This window comes from Candidatus Marimicrobium litorale (assembly GCF_026262645.1).
In the GTDB taxonomy this organism is placed as follows: domain Bacteria; phylum Pseudomonadota; class Gammaproteobacteria; order Pseudomonadales; family Halieaceae; genus Marimicrobium; species Marimicrobium litorale.
In genome coordinates this window covers 2,731,491-2,756,971 of the sequence record NZ_SHNO01000001.1, presented here as the reverse complement: position 1 = coordinate 2,756,971, position 25,481 = coordinate 2,731,491, and the positions used below count along the sequence as shown (strand labels likewise).

The window sequence follows — 25,481 nt, the reverse complement described above, 5'->3', positions numbered from 1 at the left end:
GTTAGCCCCTTGCTTCTAATTTCTCCACAATACAATCCATCAGTTGGCCGCCAATGTCCAGATCGTAAGCGGCGTCAATTTCCCTAATACAGGTGGGGCTGGTGACGTTAATTTCGGTGAGATAGTCACCAATGATGTCGAGTCCGACGAATAACAGTCCCCTGTCTTGCAGTTCAGGACCCACCTGCGCAGCAATCCAGGCATCCCGCTCGGAGAGGGGTTGAGCGCGGCCAGACCCGCCCGCCGCCAGGTTGCCGCGTGTTTCGCCGGCAAGTGGGACCCGCGCCAGACAGTAAGGTACGGGCTTCCCATTGATCATCAGAATGCGTTTATCACCCTCGCTGATCTCGGGAATAAATTCCTGCGCCATGATGGTATGCCGACCGTAGGCGGTAAGCGTCTCCAGTATCACGCTGACGTTTGGGTCTTCGGGTTTTACCCGGAAAATGGCGCTGCCACCCATGCCGTCAAGCGGTTTGAAGATCACATCCCGGTACCGCGCATGAAAATCCCGCAGGCGAGGCATACTTGCACTGACCAGCACCGGTGGGCAGCACTGGGGAAATTGGGTAGCAAAGACTTTCTCGTTACAGTCCCGCAGACTTTGGCATCGGTTCACAATGAGAGTGCCTGTTCTCTCGGCCGCTTCCAGAACATAGGTACTGTAAATATACTCGTTGTCGAAGGGCGGATCCTTGCGCATCAGGATAACGTCAAGCTCTGCGAGCTCGACCGGCGCACTATCGCCCAGTTCAAACCAGTGATCAGGATCATGAAACACGTTTAGCGGTGCCATGCTTGCCCGCGCGACGCCGTCTTCTAGATACAGGTCGCCCTGCTCCATGTAGAACAGTTCCCAGTCGCGCGATTGAGCGGCCCAGAGCATGGCCATGGTGGTGTCTTTCGTATAGGTAATGTCGGCGATGGGATCCATCACCACACCCAGTTTGACTGTCATCGGGTAACCTCTGCTGCCCTGAAGGCTTGCTAACTTACGCAATGGCCGTCTTTGGCGCAAGTGTCCGAGGCGGCGGCTACTCAGCCTACGCCTGCTGGCCTTTGCCGCTTACCGTGTTTGGCGGGTGCCGGGACGGTAAAAATTAGCATAGAATAGTCGCCCTTAAACATCACCCGCGTAGGAGGACACCGTGAGCCTGGCAGGCATATATCTTTTTTTGGCGCTGTTTAGCGCATTCAGTACCTTTGCCGCTATCGTGCAGGCACGCAAAATTTTCTACCTGACGCCTGTTTACTTTCTTTGCGCCTGGTTGTGTGGCGAATTGGCACTCCTTCATATTATCTGGCAGGTAGCGTTGACAGCGGTAGTTGCATTTTTTGGCGGTCTGTCAGATCCACTGGTGCAGACTGGCCTGTGGGTTTTTGCCGCGAGTTGGTTGGGCATGGTGTACCTGCATTGCCAAGCGCTGGATACTGCCGGACGACTGCGCCCCGCACTGGGCAAAGGCCTCGGTGAGGACTACCGGCAGGACATACCGCAAGAGCGACGACAGCATCTGAGTGACACTATCTCGTCCAGCAACTGGCTGCGGCCGTTCCATTTTTCTCGCTCCGGCGTGCAGGAACATAACAACATTGCTTACGGGGACGCGGGCAAGCGCAACTTACTGGATATTTACCAGCCGCAGGAAGAAAGAGAGGGCGGATTTCCCGTGTTGTTGCAGGTGCATGGCGGGGCCTGGATCATCGGTGAAAAAGAGCAGCAAGGTAAACCGCTCATGTATCACATGGCCCAGCGGGGTTGGATTTGTGTGGCGATCAACTATCGCCTCAGCCCCAAGGCCGTTTTCCCCGATCATATTATCGATGTAAAAAAAGCGATTGCCTGGATACGCCAGAATATTCATGAGTATGGCGGTAATCCTGATTTTATCGCCATTACGGGTGGTTCCGCCGGAGGCCATCTCAGTTCACTGGCGTCGCTGACACCCAATCGCCGCGAGTGGCAGCCCGGGTTTGAAGATATTGATACAACGGTGCAGGCCGCCGTGCCGATTTACGGTGTTTACGATTTTCTAGATCGTAATAATATACGCTCGGGAATGTCCATGGAGAGCCTGCTATCAGACAAGGTGATGCAGTGCACGCCAACAGAGAAACGGGAGGCTTGGGAAGCCGCTTCGCCGATCAGCCATGTCTCGGACGAGGCCCCCCCTATGTTTGTCATACAGGGCACCCACGACAGCTTGGTCTGGGTGGAGGAGGCGCGCGCATTTGTTTCGGCTTTAAAGGCGGCGACCCGTGAATCGGTCGTTTACGCTGAGTTGCCCGGCGCGCAGCACGCGTTCGAGATTTTTCATTCCGTACGCACAGAACACACGGTAAATGGTGTAGCCGATTTTCTGGAGTGGTCGCACGCGCGTTGGCTGAGTCCAGAATAGGCTGACCCTATGCGTGGGGCTTCATGTCACCCCATTTGCTTTGCAGAATAGCAATTGCTGCAAGGGGTGCTGTCTCCGTGCGCAATACGCGCGGGCCAAGGCTTAAAGCCACGTAACCGTTATTCTCTGCCTGCTCAATTTCCGTAGCGCTAAGCCCCCCCTCCGGCCCTATCAGTAAAGCGATAGATGATGGTGCGTCTTTTCCCTCCCGCCTCTGACTTGCCTTATGGTGAAGAACGAACTTACGCGCCGCCTCAGTATTGGCCAGCCAGTCTTTTATAGTCTGTGGTGGAGACAGGAAAGGAAGCGTATTGCGGCCGCACTGTTCACAGGCGCTTATAGCGATCTCTTCCCAGTGGCGTAATTTTTTTTCCGCTCGATCACTACTCAGCTTCACCTCAACACGCTCGCTGAGTAATGGTGACACGGCAGCAACGCCGAGTTCGGTAGCCTTTTGTATGACCCAGTCCATGCGTTCGCCGCGGGAAATGGCGACTCCGAGATGTATGGCAAGCGGCGATTCGCAAGTGTTCTGCTGTTTTTCGCCCGTTTCGACAGAAACGGCTTTTTTGCCTAATGCTGTTATCACACCGGAATATTCCGCGCCCCGGCCGTTAAAAAGTGTGATCGTATCGTCGATACCCAGCCGCAGCACATTTGCCAGATGATGGCTCGGCCGCTTTTCCAGTGTCACATGGGCATCGCTGGCAAGTGACTGCTCCGTATATATTCTCGGTATGCGCATGTTTGGTTATCTTCCTCCGACTGACGGACGCGGTATGTCCGGCTGGGTTGCAGGCACCTCGGGACGGTGCGGTTTATGACAGGGCCTGGCTGACGGTCAAGGATAATCCACTTCACAGTCTCTCGATAGATACTGCTGGATAGTTCTGCGCGCCATTCGATACCGGTGTGCCAAAAGTGACATTCGCCGTTATGGTCTGCGTCAACGAGGGGTATGACCGTGGTTTCGGAAATTCCTGCGCGCCTATTGGTCTCACGCCACTCTGTGTGGAAGCGCCTACAATGCAGCAGCCAGAAATCGGGCCGCCGATTTGACAGCGTACTTTTCATCGTCGCAGTATTGCGGAACATGATTCGCCAGCCAGCGCATCAGCCCTGGATCTTGTTCCGCAAGGTAGCGAGATAGTGACGCGACCGTTTGTGTGGATAGCTGATTGCCGTGCCATGGCTGATTCATTTCGGGCGCGGCGTTATGGAACAGGTGGCCGTCATCCCGCTGCAGGTACTTACAGGCAACAGCGGCGTTGCTTTTATGGCATTTTTCGATAATTTCCAGCCTTTTATCCGCAGGCAGGTACGCCTCTTTGTCCTGGTCCCATTCTAGATCGTTACGCGGATGCAAGGCGAGATCTAGCAATAGATCCAGGAAACGTTTTTTTCGAACTTCGTCCTCGACAACGTTATTAATCATACGGAGGTATTCCCCGGTCACTTTTGAAAGGCCTGGATTGGGGTTGGTGCTGTCAAACCTGAAGCGATCGCCTATTTCTACGCCAAGAACATTTTTGAGGAAATCCTTGCGTAAATCCCCATCGAAAAATTGACCGTGTTCGTAAGGCCTCACGATAATGCTGTCGGCCCCGACGGATTCTTCCCATGGAGATAGGAGTGCTTCGTAGTCAAACTTGGGAATCATGTCCTGATAAATATTGAGAAGCGGTCTTTTTTGCATTCCCGATTTGATGTGCTGGTTATAGCTCGCCATAACGATGTCATCCTGGCGGCGAACATATATCACTACTTTAAGATCGAATAATGCTCGCACCGAATCGCAAAAAGGCCCTACTTTTTCGGGGCTTGTGCGACTAATCAGTTCAGATGACAGCAGTATGCACTGGCAACGCGTGTTAGCCACCTGGGGCGCCCAGTCGCTTGCGCTCATGAAGTTCCAGGTCTGTTCCAAAAAGCGAGGTACGTGAGGTGATAGTTTGTGATGGGCGCTGGAGACTTCCCCCAGTTTTGGATAAAGGATGCCTTGCTGTTCCAGGGCATGGCGATTGTCGGCAAAGAATAGCTGCAGAGCTGTTGTGCCGGTCTTTCCCATTCCTATATGGAGATAGAGCGTCTTTTTTGGCTGGTCGATTCTGCGAGTCCGCCTGAAAATGTCGGACAGGAAATTCTTCATGATCACTGCGAATCCGGTGTTCGTCGCACGCTAGTATACGCGCCGGAGAGTTTTAAATCCCAGCGCGCTTATCAGCGTGGCATCTTCAAGAGGATTGAGTCAGGCCGAGATGTTGGAATAGCTGCCTGGTCGGCTCGACCTGGTTCATAGTGTAGAAATGAATGCCAGGAGCGCCGCTGTCTAACAGTGTTTGGCACAACTGGGTGACCACCTCGAGGCCGAATTTACCGATACTCTCCTGATCGTCACCGTAGGCATCCATGCGCTGGCAGATCCAGCGAGGAATTTCGGCACCGCAGTTGGTTGAGAATCGCTTCAGGTTTGCGAAATTGGTGATCGGCATAATGCCGGCGTATATCGGTTTGTCTATACCCGCCGCCGCGCATTGATCGAGAAAATAAAAGTATGCTTCCACGGTATAGAAATACTGTGTGATCGCGCTGTTGGCACCCGCATCAAATTTCGCTTTAAGGAAGTGGATATCGCTGTCGTAGCTTTTCGACTCAGGATGGATCTCGGGGTAGGCGGCCACCTCGATGTTGAAATGATCTCCCGTGGTTTTGCGGATAAATGCTACCAGTTCGTTGGCGTAGACAGACTGCGCCTTGCCGCCAGTGCCTGATGGAATATCGCCGCGAAGGGCGACAAGGCGTTTCACACCCTTGGCCCGATAGGCTTCCAGCAAGTCAGCCACAGCATTTTCGTCGTCACCACCAAAACTCAGATGAGGCGCTACATCTATTCCAAGATCCCGAATAGCCGATACCACACCCATGGTGCTGTCTCGGGTACTGCCTCCAGCCCCGTAGGTCACCGAAAAAAATTCGGGCCCCAGGGCATTCAGCACAGGCGTAACGTCTGCGAGCAGTTTCGCGATACCCGCCTCGGTTTTAGGCGGGAAGAACTCGCAGCTGATTCGCTGCTTTATGTCGGACATTGTTTTCGCCTTAGTACTTGTAGCTGTCAGGCTTAAACGGCCCGTCCGGGCTCACTTTGATGTAGTCGGCTTGCTCGGGCGTCAGCTTAGTGAGCACTGCGCCGAAACCACCGATCATGTGAGCCGCTACTTCTTCGTCCAGCGTCTTTGGTAGTACTTCAACCGAAAGCGCGTCGGGCTTCATCTCGGGCTCGAGGTTAGCGAACTGACGCTCGAACAAATAGATCTGTGCCAGTACCTGATTAGCGAAGGAGCCATCCATGATGCGCGAAGGGTGGCCTGTCGCGTTACCCAGGTTTACCAGTCGACCCTCGGATAGAAGAAGCAGAAAGTCATTGTTAGCCCTGTCACGATAGACCTTGTGCACCTGCGGTTTAACTTCTTCCCAGTCCCAGGTGCGACGCATGAAAGCCGTGTCTATTTCGTTGTCGAAGTGGCCGATGTTGCAGACCACAGCGCCGGACTTGAGTGCCTGAAGCATATGTTCATCACACACGTTATAGTTACCCGTGGTGGTGACCACAAGGTCTGTATTCTGCAACAGATCGTGGTTGACGGATGCCGCGGTGCCGTCATTGATGCCATTGTTATAGGCGGAGACGACTTCGAAGCCGTCCATGCAAGCTTGCATGGCACAGATCGGGTCGATCTCGGCGATTTTCACGATCATTCCTTCTTGGCGCAAAGACTGTGATGATCCTTTGCCAACATCACCGTAGCCGATAACCAGAGCTTTTTTGCCGGACAGCAGGTGGTCTGTGCCGCGCTTGATCGCGTCGTTGAGGCTGTGACGACAGCCATATTTGTTGTCGTTCTTGGATTTAGTAATCGAGTCGTTTACATTGATCGCAGGCACTTTCAGTGTGCCGTGCTCGAGCATCTCCTGCAGACGATGGACGCCGGTTGTTGTCTCCTCGGTAATCCCGTGGATGATATCCAGCATTGCGGGGTACTTGTCGTGCAGCATAGCCGTCAAGTCACCACCATCGTCCAGGATCATGTTGGCATCCCAAGGCTTACCATTTTTGATTATGGTCTGTTCGATACACCAGTCGTATTCCTCCTCGGTCTCGCCTTTCCAGGCGAAAACGGGTACGCCCGCAGCGGCGACGGCCGCTGCAGCGTGGTCCTGAGTAGAGAAAATGTTACATGAAGACCAGCGCACATCGGCGCCCAGCTCAACCAGTGTTTCGATCAGTACACCGGTCTGTATCGTCATGTGAATACAGCCAAGGATTTTCGCTCCAGCCAGTGGCTTGCTGTCGGAGTATTTGGCACGCATAGCCATCAATGCCGGCATTTCGCTTTCAGCGATTTCCAGTTCTCGGCGGCCCCATTCGGCTAATGAAATATCGGCTACCTTGTAGTCTTCGTTCGCGGTAATTTTTTCTGCGCTCGTCATAACTGCTTCCTTCCTTTTTAACGTCAGGGCCCTCTTTTGGACCCGTTTAAGTTTCTTTGGTCAGGTTGGGAGTAACCTGTAACGGTTTTTCCCTTCCCGCGTTATATTAGAGTGCCGCTTTCAGGGCATCTGCTTTGTCGGTTTTCTCCCAGGTAAAATCTGCGTCGTCGCGGCCAAAGTGACCGTAAGCCGCAGTCTTTTTATAAATCGGGCGTTTCAGATCTAACATGGCGATCAGACCCTTGGGACGCAGGTCGAAGTGCTCGCGCACCAGTTCTTCAATCTTGTCGTCGCCGAGCTTACCAGTACCGAAGGTATCGATGGAGATAGAGGTGGGCTCTGCGACACCGATAGCGTAGGACACCTGAATCTCACAGCGGTCTGCGAGACCTGCGGCAACAATATTCTTGGCCACGTAGCGCCCGGCATAGGCCGCGGAGCGGTCAACCTTTGAGGGATCTTTCCCCGAGAACGCGCCACCACCGTGGCGAGCCATGCCGCCGTAGGTATCAACGATGATCTTGCGACCGGTCAGGCCGCAGTCGCCTACGGGTCCACCGATGACAAAGTTGCCCGTGGGATTAATGTGATACAGCGTCTCACTGTGCAACCATTCGGCAGGCAGTACAGGCTTGATCACGTGTTCCAGAATGGCTTCGTACAGATCGGGCTGGCTGATATCGGGATCGTGCTGTGTAGACAGCACAACCGCGTCAATGGCAGCGGGCTTGCCGTTGTCGTACCGCAGGGTGACCTGACTCTTCGCGTCGGGCCGCAACCAGGGCAGAGTGCCATTCTTGCGCAGCTCCGCCTGCTTTTCTACAAGCCGATGGGAGTAGTGGATTGGAGCAGGCATTAAGATATCGGTCTCGTTGGTCGCATACCCAAACATAAGACCCTGGTCGCCTGCGCCCTGCTCGAGGTGTGCACCTTCGCCCTCCGTCACACCTATAGAGATATCGACGGACTGCTTGCCTATTGCGTTCAGTACCGCACAGTTGTGGCCGTCAAAGCCTACGTCTGAGTTGTTGTAGCCGATTTCGTTGATGGTGTCGCGTATGGCATCTTCCAGGTCATCCATCGGGGTGGAGGTGGTTACCTCGCCGGCAACAATCGTCATGCCGGTCTTTACCATGGTCTCGACGGCAACCCGGGCGTTGGGGTCGTCCTTGATAATGAAGTCGAGGACGGTATCGGAGATGGCGTCCGCCATTTTATCCGGATGCCCCTCGGAGACGGATTCAGAGGTGAAGATGTTGTACTCGCTCATAGTGTTATCCTTATTGCTGAAATTAATCAGGCTCGACCAAATAGTCGCACCTGTACTTTAAAACCATTGCGCTGCGCCAGGTAGATGCCGGCCAGCTCTTCGAGACCTGCTTCTGCGGCCCACTGCGCAAGGTTCTGCGGGTCGAGGCCCAGCCACAGGTCGCCGCAGTTCTCGCGCGCCCAGCCCTGGTCGTGGTTGCACAAATCGGTTACCAGCACCACGCCTCCCGGTGCCAGGCAAGAAGCCACGTCCTGCAGTACGTCACCGGGATCAGGAGTGTGGTGCAGAACCATATTCATCACCACACAATCTGCCTGAAACTTTTTTAGGTTTGAGCTGCGCGTGTCGTCCAGAATGAATTCGATATTGTTGAGTCCGGCAGCGCTTGTTTTTCCTCGGGCTCTCTCCAACATACCCGGCGCGTTGTCCAGCGCTACCACCCGGTCGAACAGGGGGGCCAGCTCCAGCAGGAATGACCCGTCTCCCGGGCCGACCTCCACGGCAGTACTGTGTTGCTTGAGAGGCGTGTCCTTGAGGACTTGAAGTACTACGTCGGCGTACTGGTGATAGCTGGCAATCAGATCCTGCTGTTCATGGAACTTGTGGGCATTGTCTCGAAAAAAATTGGCGGAGTTTTCTTCGCGCTGGCGCTGCAACCCTGCGAGGCGACCCTCGATATCTGGCGGCAGGTCGATCTTGTCAACGGTATCGAAGAGGCTATTCTGCAGCGCTTCAAGGTGAGTGTTCTGTCCCAGCTCACTGCGTCGGTAGAAGATGGAGTTTGCTTCACGCCTGGCCGCGACCAGGCCTGCGTTGGCCAATACCTTGAGGTGGTGACTGAGTGCCGGTTGACGAATGTCAAAAATAGCGCACAACTCGGAAACGCCGAAAGAATCAGTGCGCAACACGCGTAGTACGAGCAACCTCAGCGTATCGGCGCTGGCCTTACAGAGATTGGTGAGAGCGACAAGGTGTGCGCCTGTCTGCGACGGATCAGCTGTCTCAGTCACCGGTTCTGTCACCAAATTTGCGCTATGAGTAATCGACATGGCCGGCGAGTCTAGCAGGCCCCGGAACCTATATCAAAATATTTTGATATACAGGTGTGATCTCGGTCACATCTCTGGAAACCGCTGGCGTATGCAAATATCCGCCCGCTTGTTGCCGTTGTCGCTCGCTTACGCGAGAATGGCGTCCAATTTCTGGGGCACGCCCCATCCGTCCTGGAGAATTCAATGCCGTCTCATCGCGCCAGACTCGCCAACGCCATACGTGCCCTGAGCATGGACGCTGTCCAGCGCGCCAATAGCGGCCATCCCGGCGCACCTATGGGGATGGCGGATATCGCCGAAGTCCTCTGGAATGACTTTATGCGGCACAACCCGGCCAATCCAGCCTGGGCCAACCGCGATCGTTTCGTGCTGTCCAACGGGCACGGCTCTATGTTGATTTATTCCCTTTTGCACCTGACGGGGTATGACCTGCCCATCGAGGAATTAAAAAACTTCCGTCAGTTGCACAGCAAAACACCCGGTCACCCCGAAGTGGGCTACACGCCGGGCGTGGAGACCACCACCGGACCCCTTGGACAGGGGCTGGCCAATGCCGTGGGCATGGCCTTGGCAGAAAAAGTGCTGGCGGCGAAGTTCAATCGGCCCGGGTATCAGATCATTGATCACAATACGTACGTGTTTCTTGGTGACGGCTGTCTGATGGAGGGTATTTCACACGAGGTTTGCTCCCTCGCGGGCACACTGGGTCTGGGTAACCTGATTGCCTTTTACGACGACAATGGCATTTCGATTGATGGGGAGGTGCAGGGCTGGTTCACCGACGATACACCGTCGCGCTTTCGAGCCTATGGCTGGGACGTGATTGAGTCAGTCGACGGCCATGACCCGGAGGCCATTGGCCGCGCTATCAAAAAAGCTCGTGGTGTTGGCGACAAACCAGTGCTGGTCTGCTGTAAAACCGTTATTGGTAAGGGGTCGCCGAACAAGGAGGGTACCGGATCAGTGCACGGTGCAGCCCTGGGTGAAGACGAGGTGGCAGCCACCCGTGAGGCATTGGGCTGGGAGCATGCGCCATTTGATGTGCCCGAGGAGATTTACGCTGGCTGGGATGCGCGTCAGCGCGGGTCTACCAACGAGACGGAATGGAACAGTGTCATGGCGGGCTACTCCAAGGCCCACCCGGAACTGGCGAAAGAATTACAGCGGCGACTGGCCGGTGAGTTGCCGCAGGACTTTGCCGAACAGGCCGACGCGTATATTGCGCAATGTCAGGATGAGGGCGTCACGCTTGCCTCGCGTAAGGCCTCCCAGAACTGCCTGAATGCCTATGGACCACTATTGCCCGAATTGGTCGGCGGTTCCGCCGACTTGGCAGGTTCCAACCTGACCCTGTGGAGCGGCTCAAAGGGTATTTCCGCGGACGATGCGGATGGTAACTACATCTACTACGGGGTGCGCGAGTTCGGCATGGCGGCGATGATGAACGGGCTCGCGCTGCACGGTGGTTTCATTAATTACGGCGCGACCTTCCTGATCTTTATGGAGTACGCCCGCAATGCGGTGCGCATGGCGGCATTGATGCGGCAACAGTCGATATTCGTTTTCACCCATGACTCCATTGGCCTGGGTGAAGATGGCCCTACCCACCAAGCGGTAGAGCAGCTGTCTAGCCTGCGCGCCACTCCCAATCTGCATACCTGGCGCCCTTGTGACGCGGTGGAATCTGCTGTGGCTTGGAAATCAGCTATCGAGCGTCGTGACGGCCCGGCGGCCCTGGTATTCTCTCGCCAGGGCCTGCCCCATCAGTCGCGTGATGCGCGGCAGCTGGCGGATATTAGCAAAGGCGCCTATGTCCTGCGCGATTGTATTGGTGCCCCTGACGTTCTTCTGATAGCGACCGGGTCCGAGGTTCAGTTGGCGATGGATGCCTCTGACCAGTTAACAGCGAACGGCAAGCAGGCTCGCGTTGTTTCCATGCCCTGCGCAGAGCTGTTTGAGCAGCAGGATGCGGCCTATCGGGAATCGGTGTTGCCCAGTGACGTGCTGCCCAGGGTTGCTGTAGAGGCGTTGCATGCAGATTTTTGGTACAAATACGTGGGCCTGGACGGGCGCGTTGTGGGCATGACCACCTTTGGCGAATCTGCACCCGGCGGCGAGTTGATGCGTCACTTCGGGTTTACCCCTGAGAACGTGGTTGCCGTCGTTGAAGACCTTTTGTAGGACATCATTCTATGTTGCGCCTGGGGATTAACGGCTACGGCAGAATTGGGCGCAGCATCCTGCGCGCCCTCTACGAACGCGCGCCCGGCGAAGATATGCAAGTTGTCGCCATTAACGAACTCGCCGATGCGGGCACCATCCTGCACCTCACCCGCTATGATTCTACCCATGGCAGGTTTCCGCTGCCGCTGGAAGGCGATCAACGCAGTTTGTTCGTGGGTGATGACACTATCGCATTGCTGAATCACGAGGGTACGGAGGCTCTTCCCTGGGGAGACCTTGGAGTGGACATGGTGCTGGAATGCAGCGGCGCTTTCTCGGATCGAGCCACGGCACAGCTTCATCTTGATCGCGGTGCGCACAAAGTCCTGTTCTCTCAGCCTGCAGAGATCGACGTGGACGAAACCGTGGTTTTTGGGGTCAACCACAAAAAGCTGCATGCGAGCCAGCGTATTGTGTCTAACGCGTCCTGTACCACTAATGCGATCGTGCCGGTAATTCAGGCTTTGGACGAGGCTGTCGGTATTGAAACGGGGACGATCACTACCATTCACTCGGCGATGAATGACCAGCCCGTGCTGGATGCATACCACCATACAGACCTGCGTAAGACCCGTGCTGCATCACATTCGGTGATTCCCGTGGATACCGAGCTGGCGAAGGGAATCACGCGCCTCCTGCCGATGATGGAGGGCCGCTTCTCGGCACAGGCACTGCGGGTGCCTACGTTGAATGTTTCTGCGCTGGATTTAACCGTGGTGACAAGGGAAGACACGGATATTGTCGGAATAAACCAGATTCTGAAGAACGCGTCACTGAGTGGATTTGACGGCGTGCTTGGCTATACCGAGGAGCTTCTGGCATCCTGTGACTTCAATCACGATCCCCGTTCGGGCATCGTTGATGCCAGCCAAACCCGGGTCAGCGGCGCGCGGCTGGTAAAAGTATTGATCTGGTTTGACAACGAGTGGGGCTACGCCAACCGGATGTTGGATGTGGCGGGGTTTTGGCACGGACTGGTCTGAGCGTGATGCGCTGCGCGGTGCTGGGTCTGCAGGCGCAGCACCGCAATATGAGAGAAAACCTATGTCACTGAAAGTAGACGTTATGCGTGACCAGAGTCTGCGGGGCAAGCGGGTGTTGATACGCGAGGACCTCAATGTGCCTATCAAGGCAGGAGCGGTCACTAGCGATGCACGTTTGCGCGCGGCGCTGCCAACCATCAGGCACGCGGTGGAGGCAGGGGCGAAAGTTATTCTAATGTCTCACCTCGGCCGTCCGGTGGAGGGCGATTTCGACAGCCAATTTTCACTGGCCCCGGTCGCGGATCATCTGGCGGGGCTGCTCGATCTGCCCGTCTCGCTGATCAGCGACTGGCGCGGCGGCGTGGAGCTCGGCGACGGCGAAGTGGCGCTACTTGAGAACGTGCGCTTCAACCCTGGTGAGAAGAAGGATGATGAGGCGCTTGCAAAAGATTACGCGTCTCTTTGTGATATTTTCGTAATGGATGCTTTTGGTACGGCACACCGCGCACAGGCGTCTACTCATGGCGTGGCCCGGTTCGCGCCCATGGCCTGTGCCGGTCCGCTATTGGAATCCGAGCTGTTGGCGTTGGAGCAGGCGCTTGCGAAACCTGCAAGACCCATGGTGGCCATCGTCGGCGGGTCTAAAGTGTCTACCAAGTTAAGGGTGCTCGAGGCCCTGTCTGAAAAAGTAGATCAACTGGTCGTGGGCGGCGGTATCGCCAATACATTTCTCGCCGCCAGTGGCAGCCCGGTAGGGCAGTCTCTTTGTGAGCACGATCTGCTCGATACTGCACGCTCGCTTATGGCAAAGACAAATATTCCACTGCCCCGGGATGTGATAACGGGGAAGGTGTTTGCAGAAGACGCGCCGGCCAGCCTTAAGGCTGCAGAGGCAGTGGTCGATGATGACAGAATTTTTGATATCGGACCGGAGTCTGCGCGGCAAATCGCGGATATTGTTAAGGGGGCGGGCACCATTCTATGGAATGGCCCTGTCGGTGTGTTTGAATTCGAACAGTTCGCTCAAGGCACCAAGACACTGTCACTGGCGATTGCAGACAGCGATGCGTTTTCCCTGGCAGGGGGTGGCGATACCTTGGCGGCGATCGACCAATTTGAAATTGCCGACAAGATTTCCTATATCTCTACCGGCGGAGGGGCTTTCCTTGAGTATGTTGAGGGCAAAACGCTACCTGCCGTTGCCGTACTGGAAGAGCGTGCCGGCGGTTAAGCCCGGCATCTGAAATAGTTTACTAGCGAGAGGAATATCCCATGGCATTAATCAGTTTGCGACAATTGCTGGATCATGCGGCAGAACACAACTACGGCGTGCCCGCTTTTAATGTCAACAATCTTGAGCAGACCCGCGCGATTATGGAGGCGGCCGATGCGACTAATTCACCTGTGATCATGCAGGCCAGTGCGGGCGCCAGAAAATACGCCGGTGCGCCTTTTCTGCGTGCGATGATGGACGCAGCGATGAACGAGTTTCCGCATATTCCTGTGGTGGTTCACCAGGACCACGGCGTTTCTGCTGGTGTGTGCCAGCGCTCTATTCAACTGGGTTTCAGTTCCGTAATGATGGACGGCTCCCTGGGCGAGGATGGTAAAACTCCCATGGACTATGACTACAACGTGGCTGTCACGCGCAGGGCCGTGGAGTTGTCGCATGCCTGCGGGGTATCAGTGGAGGGGGAACTTGGTTGCTTGGGTTCGCTTGAGACCGGCGAGGCGGGTGAGGAAGACGGTATCGGTGCGGAGGGCAAGCTCACCCATGATCAGATGTTGACGGACCCGGAAGAGGCGGCGGAATTTGTAAAGGCCACCGAGGTAGATGCGCTGGCTATTGCCTGCGGCACAAGCCACGGCGCGTACAAGTTTACGCGCCCTCCCACTGGCGATATCCTGGCCATCGACCGCATCAAGGAGATACACGCCCGTATTCCCGGTACGCACCTTGTTATGCACGGTTCATCCGCTGTTCCACAGGACTGGCTTGCGATCATCAATGAGTACGGTGGTGAAATTCCTGAAACCTATGGTGTTCCTGTAGAGCAGGTGCAAGAGGGAATCCGCCATGGCGTGCGCAAGGTGAATATCGACACGGATCTGCGTTTGGCTTCTACGGGAGCGATTCGTCGTTTCATGGCACAGAACCCCGCCGAGTTTGACCCGCGCAAATATTTAGCACAGACCATAACGGCCATGAAGGAGATCTGTATCGCACGTTACGAATCCTTTGGTACGGCGGGTAATGCGGACAAGATCAAGGTGCGTTCGCTGGCAGACATGCAATCCGCTTATGACGCGGGGACGTTGGCGCCCACTGTTAACTAGTGAGCCTAGTCACTTTATCACCAGGACAGCTGCAGACTCTACGGGCTCAGTTGCCGTTGTTTGGTACAGACAGCGCCCCTGCGCTAGCGGGGAGGTTTTGTCAGTTTTACGGCATTGATTTTGCCGAGCGCTTGCCTCATGTGGGGTATAAGGTTGGGCGAGTTGATTCCGGCTCATATAGCCTTGCCGTTCACTCCTGGGTCCAGCCCGGCGCGATTAATAATCTGTTTCTTGTACACGGTTACTTCGATCACACTGGCCTGTTCGGCAAGCTTGCGGAGTGGGCGTTGTTGCGGGGATGCAACGTACTGTCTGTCGATTTGCCCGGACACGGATTATCGACGGGCGAGCCCGCAGTTATTGACGACTTTGGTGACTACAGTCGCGCAATCGCCGACGTACTCGTTGTTGCAAATTTACCGACGCTGCCTCTTTGGACCATGGCTCAAAGTACGGGTGGTGCCGCTCTGGTAGATTATGCTGCCAAGTATGATTGGCCTTTTTCCGCGACCGTTTTGCTTGCACCTCTGGTGCGCCCAGCCCAATGGTTCGCAATCAAAGCCGCTCATATACTGCTCAGTAAGCTCGTCGATTATGTGCCGCGCACGTTTGGCCCCAATTCTGCCGATCGTGATTTCCTTGAATTTGTGAAAGTCGATCCGCTGCAGTCTCATCGAGTTTCTCTGCGCTGGCTGGGGGCTTTGCGGCGCTGGCTTGCGGCGCTGCGGCCCGTTGATCTCGGTGTCGGATCGGCCCTGGTCATACAGGGCGAGTCAGACCTCACTGTTGACTGGCAGTATAATGTTGGCGTGATCTCGCGGCTATTTCCTGCCAGTCGTGTCGTATATCTTCCCGGTGCGGGGCACCATCTGGCGGGGGAGTCCAATGAGTATCGGGATCGCTATCTCGTAGAGGTGGCAACTTGGCTGACCGAACAAGGGATACCGTTACAAGACTAACTGCGATAGATGCCGGCTGATTGGAGCAATTCGTAAAGAGGCTGTAACTGATCGCCGTAACGCCGCCAGCGATCCACTGAAGTGGCGTACATACCTTGCCTGACCTGTACTGCGCTGGGTGTTGCAACACTTCCTTCTTTACTGTGAAAAGACAGGCATTGTTCTTCCCAGGGTAATTCGCAGTAGTTTAGTAAGTCTCGCACAACCGGCGCCGGATTTTTTACCAGCGACTCGTAGTGTAGGTCGAAAATTCTACCCGGCATCATTTGATGCCAGTGTCGCATAGTACGATCGAACTGTAGGTAATACTGACCGCAATCAAGTAGATTGAGGTTGTACTGGTAATGCAGAAAGTTGGCCGCAAAAATCTGTCGATAGTTACTTAGACAAGTGTCCATAGGGTCTCGCCGAAGGCAAATTATTTTTGCTTTTGGCAGCGCTTGTCCGATCAGGCCGAGGAAAAGAAAATTGAGTGGCAGTTTGTCGATAAAGTGCGCCGTATGCCCGGTACGTGGACGAGTACTCTCAATGTAATGTACTCCGAGGTCGGCGCTATTTGTAGCAAGCGATGCGGCAAATGTTTCAAGATCGAATAAATCGGTGACCGTTGATGCGATGGAACGTTTGACCTGCAACGGAAAGAGCGGTAACTCGCCGGCAGCGAATACTTGAGAGTGACTGGACAGCACTTGCTCTGTCAGCGTGGTGCCAGTTCGAGGCATGCCGACGATAAAGATGGGCTCGTTGGTGTCGTGACCTTTTTTGGCGCTTGTAAATGCACCTGCGCTGAATAAATCTCTGATGCCGGTGAACAGCCGGTCGCTTTTTTCTCTACTGTAGTTAACCGCGTGCGCTTGCGCTTGCTTGGCCCAGACGAGGCTGTCGAACGCCTCTTCAAAACGACCGAGATCTTCCTGTTCTTTGGCGATAGCGTGCCCAATATGTAATTGGTCACGTGGGCTGACAACTTTCTCGCGCAACCCATCAAGGCGGCTGAGATGGTTATCATCCTCGGTTTGTTGACGTAGCGTAGACAGAGCCGAATGTGCTTTGAAAAACAACGGTAGTATGCTGATGGACTGTTCGTATGCTGTTGCCGCCTCCTTGAAGCAGCCGGCGAATTGAAGAGAGGCAGCGTAGTTGAAGTAAAGGTCTGCCTGCCATTTGCTGGACAGGCTCGTATCTCCGTTCGAGCGCCGTTGCAGCGACCGCACTGCACGCTGAAAACAGCCGAGGGCTTTTTCGTGCTCGCCAACGTGACTCAAGAGACTGCCGAGGGTGTTGATTGTTGTAAGTTGTGAAGGCGACAGATGCAGTGTTTTTGTCGCCTCCTGCAAAGCGCGCTCGGGTTGCTGATCGGCTAGCAGTTGCTTCCCCAGTTCCGCATGGTATTCCGGGTTGTCAGGCGCGAGTGCAGTCGCTTTTTCGAAAATTTCAATAGATTTGCTGAGCGAGCCGTTGTGCGCGGCTACAACTCCGCACAGGAACCACGCGTCGGCGAATGTCGGATCTATTTGCAGTATGGCAAGGCAGTGCTCATGGACAGCCCGCAGCTGTCCCGCTGCCATGGCTTTCCTAGCGGCATCATGGAGTGTTGCGATCTGTTGTTTTTCGGGGTTCATGACAGCTTTATTCTATGCTGCAGCGGCGGCACTCGTCACGTGGTGCTCTCCGCCGGGGTAAAAAAGGGCGGCGGTGCGCCATCCTTTTTATGTGAAGCGTTTACTTGTCGAAGCTGTAGGTAAATCGCAGGCCGATTTGCCGCGGTCTCACTACGTTGTGGTAGTAGGTGCGAAGGTTGAATAGGCCGACAGTGCGTATGTCGCTCACGTCACCCCTTACCCCGGTCTCAGCGTACTTGTTAAAGATGTTCTCGCCATACAGACCCACGCTCCAGGCATCTTTTAGCCAGGTGGCAGAAACGTATTGCAGACTGAATCCGTCCAGCTCTTCCCCGAAGTTGCGTTTGCCCACTTTGGTGTAAACATTGCTTTGTGCCGTGATTGACCAAGTGAGGTCGAGGCTTGAGCCGTCGTTCAGACCCAGTGAATAATTTGCCGAAAGAAAGCCTTGATGCTTGGGAGTGCCCGGCAACCGGTCGCCCTTAAAGCCCTCTTCGCCATCAATGATTCCAGGAGCATCGTCGGTGAGCTGCGCATTATTGTAGGAATAGGAGCCGGTGAACCACAGGTCGGGTGTAATCAGGTAATGCGCTGCGAGTTCGATGCCGTAGCTCTCTGCTTTACCACCATTTGTTTCGATAGGAATAGCGCCGAAAGTCGAGGTGGTTGGCAGGCGTATATCGTCCCAATTTATGTAGTACACCGAACCGTTCAGTAGCAGTGAGTCGCTGAATTGGGAGTGAACTCCGATCTCATAGTTGGTACTTTTATCGGACTTTACCAACGCTTCATCGGGCAGTGCACAGGCGATTTGCCTGTCATCCGGCGGTGGGTTGGGGCATGCGACCAGCGCATTTACGCCGCCGAGTCGGTAACCCTCACTGATTGTTAAGAAACCCAGGATATCGTCGGAAAAGTCATAGGATGTGTTGAACTTATAAATAACATCATCATCATCCGCATCATTTTTTTCATTTGTGAAGGGAATGATCGAATCTGGGGGTTCTCCGAAAAACACCGTATCCTGCAGCGGGAACGCTATCTGCAATGCCACCTCGTCATCGAATTTGAACCAGCGCGCGCCAACGGTGACCTGCCATGCGTCAGTGATCTGGTAGCCGAGTTCGCCAAACGCAGCCATCTGTTTGGTGGTTTGTTTAACGGTCTGGTTGTATTCCAGTGAATCGGGGCGCAGCTGCTCTCCATCGCAGCAGTCAATGAAGAACTGATCCAGCCCTGGTGTGAATTCCTGACTCAGAGCGTCCAACTTAAAATCGCTATAAAAACCGCCGATAATCCAGCTCCAGGGGCCATCGGTTGTGGAAACCAGACGCACTTCCTGAGTGAATGTGTCTTCGTTGCCTTCGTCGCGGGTAAAGGCGGAGAAGGAGGGGAAAAATTCGTAGTACAACTCCTGATTGAGTAGCAAATCTGTCTGGTCTCGCTGGCCGTTCTCCGAATACTCGGAATAGCCTGTTGCCGACGTAAGCTCCGCGAATCCGAGGTCTGCAACCAGCTCCAGTGCAATCAGCTCATTCTTGCGCTCATTGGGCTCCTCGAAGCGAAGGGCCGCCTCGTACTTGCCCGTGCCGAAGGAATCCCTGCTGTTAACCTGCCGGCCACCCACTTTCTCGTCCTGATAGTAATAGCTTAGTGTGCTGTCCAGCCAGTCGCCGGTATAGCGCAGAGCCAGGCGGCCAGACCAGGTCTCCTGGTCGTTCACATCCTTTTTGCGCTTCAGATTGGCATTGCGGTCCTGTGACTCGGGAATGCCTTCAACTTCCTGCGGGTAGGAGACGCCTGCTTCGCGCACAAGATAATTGTAATCGATAAACCCGGGGTCGTTGAGGTAGTCGATAGATCCCCGCAGTGCGAGTCGGTCCTCAATGAGGGGAATATTGATCGTACCGCCACCCTCGTAGCCTGCATCGCTGGACTCACTGAGATCATAGACATCGCCGCGCACCTGATAGGAGAGAACATCGGTTTGGGGCTTATTCGGAATATAGCGCACGGCCCCGCCCAGGGTGCCGGCGCCGTACAGCGTACCCTGCGGTCCCATGAGCACTTCAACCCGTTGCATGTCGTTAAGCTTAAGATCAATGTAGAGCGGTACTTCACCGACATAGGTGGCGACCAGACCGCCGCCGTTATTGTCCTGGTCTGTTGCCTGAATCGAGCCCGCGCTCAGGCCCCGCACGGTAAGGGTATTGCCGCTGCGAGGCCCCTGGTCAATGACGGTCATTCCCGGCACAATTCGCGCGATATCCGCCAGGTCGGTCAGACGCTGCTGCTCGATCAGCTCACTGCTGATAGAGGTAATATTGATCGGAATATCCTGAATGGACTGTGGCCTGCGCGTAGCCGTAACGATTACTTCTTCGAGGGTGCCGCTCTGTGCAGCGAGGTCTCCACAGACGATAGTGGATGCGACTGCGGCGGACAGTGCGCTGGTCTTGAATACTGAACTTTTCTGCATGTTCGCCTCTCCCAATTACGTCTACGCGCAGACCCGTGTGTATGTTCTCGGGCAGGGTTGACGTATCGGTCTTCTCTGCGACATATGGTTTTTATCAGGCACCCCTTTGGTGCAATGACAGCCTGCCTAGCTTGCATGCGCAACTGACTTGAACTCTAACATCACTAATCATGCTGCGAAAACGCGCAAAATGTCCAAAAAATACCGCTACATGCGATTTTAAACGTGGCTTGGCGGGAAGGTGTTCAGGCTTTAAAACAGGACGCGGGTGCGCAGCGTTCCCTCGACAGTGGCCAACTTTTCGAGCGCCAGCTTACTGTAATCGGCATCGATATCGATAACCACGTAGCCAACGGATTCATCGGTTTGCAGGTACTGTGCCGAAACGTTTATGCGGTTTTCAGAAAATATACTGTTAATCGCGCTCATCACACCGGGTACATTGCGGTGGATGTGCAGCAGGCGATGACTACCTGCATGCTCTGGCAGGTTGACCTCGGGCAGGTTGACCGAGGAGGTGGTCGTACCATTATCACTGTAGCGGGCCAATTTCTCGGCCACTTCCATGCCGATATTTTCCTGTGCTTCGAGCGTGCTGCCGCCGATATGGGGGGTGAGTAAGGTGTTATCGAACTGCCGTAAGGGGGAGCGGAACTCCTCGTCGTTAGAGCGGGGCTCTTTCGGGAAGACATCGATACCAGCGCCCGCCAGCCGGTTTTCCTTCAGTGCGTCAGCCAGCGCATCGATATCCACTACGGTGCCGCGGGAGGCGTTAATCAGGACACTGCCGGGACTCATTTTTGCCAGCTCCGCAGGGCCTATCAGGTCTCGGGTGGAGCTATGCTCGGGCACGTGCAGGCTCACCACGTGGGCGGTTTGCAGCAATTCGTCCAAGCTGGCAACCTGCTGGGCATTGCCCAGAGGCAACTTATTAATGAGATCGTGGAACTTGACCTGCATGCCCAGTCCCTCTGCCATCACGCCCAACTGCATGCCAATGTTGCCGTAGCCAATGATGCCCAGTGTCTTGCCACGGATTTCAAAAGAGTTGGCGGCGCTCTTGTGCCATTCGCCCCGGTGGGCCGCTGCGTTTTTGCTGGCAACACCTCGGAGCAACAGGATCGCCTCCGCCAGCACCAGTTCGGCGACGCTGCGGGTGTTTGAAAACGGCGCATTAAAAACGGCGATCCCGCGGTGGGTGGCAGCGTTAAGGTCCACCTGATTGGTGCCAATGCAGAAACAGCCCACGGCGACCAGTTTCTTTGCGGCGGTAAATATCTCCTCCGAGAGCTGTGTTCTCGAGCGGATGCCAACAAAATGCGCATCGGCGATTGCGCTCTTCAATTCTTCAACGGGCAGTGCTTTCGGGTGCTGGTCAATGTTGTTGTAGCCGGCACTCTGCAGCGCCTCCACAGCAGAGGGGTGAACGCCCTCAAGCAGCAGAAACTTGATTTTGCTTTTTTGCAGAGATTGTTGCGACATGGTTAAGGCTCCCCGGCGACCCGCTGCAGTGCCCTCCGCGAGGCGAAGGGGGGTGAAAAAAGGCGAGTATGTTACCATACGCACCCCTTGAAACTCGCGCCTCTTATGGATTGATGAAGGAAACGTTGCCCGCTATCGATAACGCTATCTTGTCTCGCTTGGAGTCTATTGTAGGCCCCGAGCGTCTTCTTAAAGACGAGGAGTCGCTGCAGCGATATGGACGCGACTGGACGCGTGTTTATGCACCGAGCCCGGGGGCGGTTGTGTTGCCCGGGAGTGTGGAAGAAGTGCAGGCAGTTGTGCGATTGGCGGCGGCAGAGGGTGTCGCAATTGTGCCCTCCGGTGGCCGCACTGGCCTGAGCGCCGGGGCCGTGGCGTGCAGGGGTGAACTGGTGATGGCGCTGGACCGCCTCAACGATATCGGTGACTTCAATCCTGTTGATCGCACGGTCCGCTGTGGCGCGGGGGTAGTGACCCAGCAACTGCAGGAATTCGCCGCCGCACAGGGACTTTATTACCCGGTCGATTTCGCCTCCAGCGGCTCCAGTCAGATCGGCGGCAACGTATCCACCAACGCGGGTGGCATCAAGGTGATTCGATACGGTATGACCCGTGATTGGGTTGCGGGGATTAAACTGGTGGATGGAACCGGTGAACTGCTCGATCTCAACCGCGGTCTGGTTAAAAACAATGCCGGCTACGACCTGCGGCAGCTGGTGATTGGCGCTGAGGGAACCCTTGGCGTGGTGGTGGAGGTGACGATGCGGCTCGCGGCAGCCCCGAGGGAACCCGTAGTCCTGGTGCTGGGCGTCCCCGACATGGGCGCTATTATGCGGGTGCTCGGCGTTTATCAGGGCGCTCTGGCACTGGGCGCGTTCGAGTTTTTTTCTGAACCGGCCTTGCAGAAAGTGATCGAGCACAACGGGTTGCAGCGTCCCTTTGAGACGCCCACAGACTATTACGCGTTGTTGGAGATCGAGGACCAACACGGAGCGGGAATGGACAGGGCGCTGGAGCTTTTCGAGCACTGTGTTGAACAGGGATGGGCGCTTGATGGCGTGGTCAGCCAGAGTGTGGCTCAGGCAGAATCCCTGTGGCGTTTACGCGAAGATATCTCAGAAACGATCTCACGCTGGACTCCCTACAAAAATGATATATCCACGGTTGTCTCGCGCATTCCAGATTTCCTCGCCGAGGTGGAGGCCGTGGTCAGTCAGAATTACCCCGATTTCGAGATCATATGGTTCGGTCATATCGGTGACGGCAACGTCCACCTGAACGTGCTCAAACCCGAGGGTCTGCCGATGGATGACTTCCAGCGTCGCTGTGGCGATGTCAGTCGCTGGGTGTTTGATATTGTTCAGCGCTATGGCGGCAGCGTGTCCGCGGAGCACGGCATCGGCCTGCTGAAGAAAGACTACCTGCACTTCAGCCGGTCAGCTCACGAGGTGGCTATCATGCGACAGGTTAAACAGGCGTTTGATCCTCGCGGAATAATGAATCCCGGCAAGATTTTTGATGCCGCTGACAGCGTAAAATGATTGGCCAACTACGGTATAGCAAGCGCTTACTAACCTCATAGGTCAATTGAGAGCACGGTTTATGCTCAACGGCGTCGCTGCCGCATGGCGCGTTATTGGGGGTACAGCGTTTTTACCCCCGCCGGCGTTCCGAGCAGCAGAACGTCGGCAGGCTTCAGCGCGAACAGTCCGTTTGTGACCACGCCAGTGATATTATTGATCTTTTCTTCCACGCTGAGTGGCTGTGCAATCGGGAAGTGGTAGACATCGATAATCACGTTGCCATTGTCCGTGACAACACCCTCCCGATAAACCGGATCCCCGCCCAGCTTGACCAGCTCCCGGGCAACGTGGCTGCGAGCCATGGGGATCACCTCGACAGGGAGTGGGAAGTTGCCCAGGGTGCGCACCAATTTACTCTCATCGGCAATGCAGACAAACTCACCCGCCACGGCAGTAACTATCTTCTCTCGTGTCAGTGCGGCACCGCCCCCCTTGATGAGCTGCAGGGCGTGATTGCTCTCGTCAGCACCATCAACATAAATATCCACCTTGCCGGCGGCATTGAGATCCAGCACAGGAATACCATGACGCTTCAAACGCAGGGCCGAGGCATCGGAACTGGCGACAGTGGCGCTGATCAGACCCTTGATAGTGGCCAGCGCATCGATAAACAGGTTCGCAGTAGAACCCGTGCCGATACCAACCACGGTGTCGGCGTCAAGCTTGGGTTTGATATACGCGAGTGCTGCATCCGCGACGGCTTGTTTTAGTTCGTCCTGCGTCATATCCGTATAGCCTCAGATGCGGTGATGGGCCCGGCAGGGAGCAGGGCAGCAAGTCGCATAACAGTATAGGGCAAGCGAAAGGGGAAAACCCGATGCGTATGCGCTTACAATGAGGAAAACAGCTCGCGCTCGTCTGCACTCACAGGGAGTGACCGAGCGCCTGAATGAGATCACGGCATGCCACAGTCATACATCAAAAGCATTCTCGACGCACGGGTTTACGAGGTCGCCCGAGAAACGCCTATCCACGAGGCGGGGCTGCTCTCCAAACGATTGGATAACAACATCTGCCTGAAGCGGGAAGATTTGCAGTCCATATTTTCATTCAAGCTGCGTGGTGCCTACTGCAAGATGAGCCGGCTCGGTCGAGAGCGGCTCGACCGGGGCGTCATAGCGGCTTCCGCGGGCAACCATGCCCAGGGTGTGGCGGTGGCTGCCCGCAAGCTCAATACCAAGGCGATCATCGTGATGCCTCTTACCACGCCGGGCATCAAGGTTGACGCGGTTCGCAATCTCGGCGCTCGTGTCGTGTTGCACGGGGATTCATACGATGACGCCGCCGCACATGCCGTGAAAATCGCCAGTGACGAGGGGCAAACCTATGTCCACCCTTTTGACGACCGCGATGTCATTGCCGGCCAGGGTACTATCGGGATGGAAATTGTGCGCCAGCATCCATCACCACTGGATGCCCTGTTTGTGCCGGTGGGCGGCGGCGGGCTATTGGCGGGTGTGGCGGCCTACGTCAGTTATGTCTGGCCCGATACGCGTATTATCGGCGTCGAGCCAGAGGACGCGGCCTGCTTGCAACTCGCAATGAATAAAGGGCGCCGCGATAAACTGCCGGAGGTGGGCCTTTTTGCGGACGGCTGTGCGGTGGCTCAGGTGGGTAAGGAGCCGTTTCGTATTATCCGGGAGACGGTATCCGAGGTTATCACCGCGTCCACTGACGAAATGTGTGCTGCTATTAAAGACATATTCGAGGACACTCGCAGCATCGCGGAGCCCGCTGGCGCTTTGGCACTGGCAGGTTTAAAAAAGTATGTAGAACGGGAAGGCGTGCAAGGTCGTGATCTGTTGGCTATCGTGAGCGGTGCCAACACCAATTTTGATCGGTTGCGCTATATTTCCGAGCGCACGGAAATCGGCGAAAACCGCGAGGCGGTCATCAGTGTCGCGGTGCCGGAATGTCCCGGCAGTTTCAAACGTTTCTGCAGTGCACTGGGTCGACGTAATATCACCGAATTTAACTATCGTTATGCGGATACGGACATGGCGCAGGTCTTTGTAGGTCTGTCTGTGACGCCGGGCGGAGACGACCTCGCTACCCTCGCGGAACGCCTGCGTAAGCGTGGCTATACCGCTGAGGACATGACGCATAATGAGGTGGCAAAGCTGCATATCCGGCACATGGTGGGCGGTCACGCCCCCCTCGGGCTTCGCGATGAGCGGGTTTATCGAGTTGAGTTTCCGGAACGGCCAGGGGCTTTGTTGCGCTTTCTCTCCGGGCTTGGTCAGCGCTGGAATATTTCAATGTTCCACTACCGCAATCACGGCGCGGCCTACGGTCGAATACTTATCGGTATTCAGGTGGGCAAGACTGAGCGTCGCGCGTTGGAAGATGTGATGGATCATATCGGCTACCCCTATTCGGACGAAACCGGCAACCGGGCCTATCAACTGTATTTAGGAGGCGCCGCCTAATAGGCTAAAAGCCGCACCGCTATTGGCTTGTGGGGTTTTCTTTTAGAGGTCGCTAGGATAGTATTTCGGTGCACCGAGAATAACGACAAATAAAAAGTGACAGTGGGCGTGGGCAGAAAGGTACATCGTGTAATGACGGTGTTCTTTCAATAAAAAAATGGAACAAAACAGTGAA

19 protein-coding genes are annotated in these 25,481 nt (G+C 55.4%); 8 read left to right on the top strand and 11 right to left on the bottom strand.

Translation table 11 applies throughout. The features are described 5' to 3' along the window. Window position 1: 1 nt before the first annotated feature. Window positions 2-958 carry a glutathione synthase gene (gene gshB, locus EYC82_RS12395; protein WP_279249849.1) on the bottom strand — a complete coding sequence of 319 codons (957 nt, stop codon included), beginning with the start codon at window positions 956-958 and terminating at the stop codon, window positions 2-4. 190 nt (window positions 959-1,148) lie between these two features. On the opposite strand from gshB, the gene EYC82_RS12390 reads away from it, so the two are divergent. Next, window positions 1,149-2,399: an alpha/beta hydrolase fold domain-containing protein gene (locus EYC82_RS12390; RefSeq protein WP_279249848.1), complete on the top strand. Its 1,251-nt coding sequence runs from the start codon at window positions 1,149-1,151 to the stop codon at window positions 2,397-2,399. A gap of 7 nt (window positions 2,400-2,406) precedes the next feature. Here EYC82_RS12390 and EYC82_RS12385 read toward each other — a convergent pair whose 3' ends face one another. From EYC82_RS12385 to EYC82_RS12360, 6 genes are all read right to left on the bottom strand, one after another. Then, complete coding sequence (locus EYC82_RS12385) at window positions 2,407-3,144, bottom strand: 16S rRNA (uracil(1498)-N(3))-methyltransferase (protein WP_279249847.1); 738 nt, start codon at window positions 3,142-3,144, stop codon at window positions 2,407-2,409. A gap of 276 nt (window positions 3,145-3,420) precedes the next feature. Beyond that, complete coding sequence (locus EYC82_RS12380) at window positions 3,421-4,548, bottom strand: hypothetical protein (RefSeq protein ID WP_279249846.1); 1,128 nt, start codon at window positions 4,546-4,548, stop codon at window positions 3,421-3,423. An 85-nt stretch (window positions 4,549-4,633) separates the two neighbouring features. Beyond that, entirely contained in the window at window positions 4,634-5,485 is an 852-nt protein-coding gene (gene metF, locus EYC82_RS12375) for a methylenetetrahydrofolate reductase [NAD(P)H] (protein WP_279249845.1), read from the bottom strand. Window positions 5,486-5,495: 10 nt separating this feature from the next. After that, window positions 5,496-6,887, bottom strand: a complete 1,392-nt coding sequence (gene ahcY, locus EYC82_RS12370; protein ID WP_279249844.1) for an adenosylhomocysteinase — start codon at window positions 6,885-6,887, stop codon at window positions 5,496-5,498. Between the two features lie 106 nt (window positions 6,888-6,993). Then, entirely contained in the window at window positions 6,994-8,157 is a 1,164-nt protein-coding gene (gene metK, locus EYC82_RS12365; RefSeq protein WP_279249843.1) for a methionine adenosyltransferase, read from the bottom strand. Between the two features lie 26 nt (window positions 8,158-8,183). Further along, a complete protein-coding gene (locus tag EYC82_RS12360) occupies window positions 8,184-9,167 on the bottom strand; it encodes an ArsR/SmtB family transcription factor (RefSeq protein ID WP_279249842.1) in 984 nt (327 codons plus the stop codon). 225 nt (window positions 9,168-9,392) lie between these two features. Here EYC82_RS12360 and tkt point away from each other — a divergent pair, with 225 nt between their 5' ends. The 5 genes from tkt to EYC82_RS12335 all read left to right on the top strand — a co-directional run bounded on the left by tkt (window position 9,393) and on the right by EYC82_RS12335 (window position 15,711). After that, complete coding sequence (tkt, locus tag EYC82_RS12355) at window positions 9,393-11,390, top strand: transketolase (RefSeq protein WP_279249841.1); 1,998 nt, start codon at window positions 9,393-9,395, stop codon at window positions 11,388-11,390. An 11-nt stretch (window positions 11,391-11,401) separates the two neighbouring features. Further along, on the top strand, window positions 11,402-12,415 hold the full coding sequence (locus EYC82_RS12350; RefSeq protein ID WP_279249840.1) for a glyceraldehyde 3-phosphate dehydrogenase NAD-binding domain-containing protein: 1,014 nt from the start codon (window positions 11,402-11,404) through the stop codon (window positions 12,413-12,415). A 61-nt stretch (window positions 12,416-12,476) separates the two neighbouring features. After that, window positions 12,477-13,646 (top strand): phosphoglycerate kinase, encoded by a 1,170-nt coding sequence (locus tag EYC82_RS12345; protein WP_279249839.1) that lies wholly within the window; start codon window positions 12,477-12,479, stop codon window positions 13,644-13,646. 41 nt (window positions 13,647-13,687) lie between these two features. Continuing rightward, complete coding sequence (gene fba / locus EYC82_RS12340) at window positions 13,688-14,752, top strand: class II fructose-bisphosphate aldolase (protein ID WP_279249838.1); 1,065 nt, start codon at window positions 13,688-13,690, stop codon at window positions 14,750-14,752. Continuing rightward, complete coding sequence (locus EYC82_RS12335; RefSeq protein ID WP_279249837.1) at window positions 14,752-15,711, top strand: alpha/beta hydrolase; 960 nt, start codon at window positions 14,752-14,754, stop codon at window positions 15,709-15,711. The genes fba and EYC82_RS12335 overlap by 1 nt, the downstream gene beginning before the upstream one ends. On the opposite strand, the gene EYC82_RS12330 is transcribed toward EYC82_RS12335, so the two are convergent. From EYC82_RS12330 to serA, 3 genes are all read right to left on the bottom strand, one after another. Beyond that, on the bottom strand, window positions 15,708-17,333 hold the full coding sequence (locus EYC82_RS12330) for a tetratricopeptide repeat-containing sulfotransferase family protein (protein ID WP_279249836.1): 1,626 nt from the start codon (window positions 17,331-17,333) through the stop codon (window positions 15,708-15,710). The two genes, EYC82_RS12335 and EYC82_RS12330, sit on opposite strands and share 4 nt — an antisense overlap. Window positions 17,334-17,433: 100 nt before the next feature. After that, window positions 17,434-19,812 carry a TonB-dependent receptor gene (locus tag EYC82_RS12325; RefSeq protein WP_279249835.1) on the bottom strand — a complete coding sequence of 793 codons (2,379 nt, stop codon included), beginning with the start codon at window positions 19,810-19,812 and terminating at the stop codon, window positions 17,434-17,436. 252 nt (window positions 19,813-20,064) lie between these two features. Beyond that, entirely contained in the window at window positions 20,065-21,294 is a 1,230-nt protein-coding gene (gene serA, locus EYC82_RS12320; RefSeq protein ID WP_279249834.1) for a phosphoglycerate dehydrogenase, read from the bottom strand. 113 nt (window positions 21,295-21,407) lie between these two features. Between serA and EYC82_RS12315 the strand changes: the two genes are divergently transcribed. Then, window positions 21,408-22,835, top strand: coding sequence for an FAD-binding oxidoreductase (locus EYC82_RS12315; RefSeq protein WP_341475071.1), 1,428 nt, complete (start codon window positions 21,408-21,410; stop codon window positions 22,833-22,835). Window positions 22,836-22,927: 92 nt separating this feature from the next. Here EYC82_RS12315 and rpiA read toward each other — a convergent pair whose 3' ends face one another. Then, entirely contained in the window at window positions 22,928-23,602 is a 675-nt protein-coding gene (rpiA, locus tag EYC82_RS12310) for a ribose-5-phosphate isomerase RpiA (protein WP_279249832.1), read from the bottom strand. 177 nt (window positions 23,603-23,779) lie between these two features. Between rpiA and ilvA the strand changes: the two genes are divergently transcribed. Beyond that, window positions 23,780-25,306 (top strand): threonine ammonia-lyase, biosynthetic, encoded by a 1,527-nt coding sequence (gene ilvA / locus EYC82_RS12305; RefSeq protein WP_279249831.1) that lies wholly within the window; start codon window positions 23,780-23,782, stop codon window positions 25,304-25,306. The last annotated feature ends 175 nt before the right edge of the window (window positions 25,307-25,481 follow it).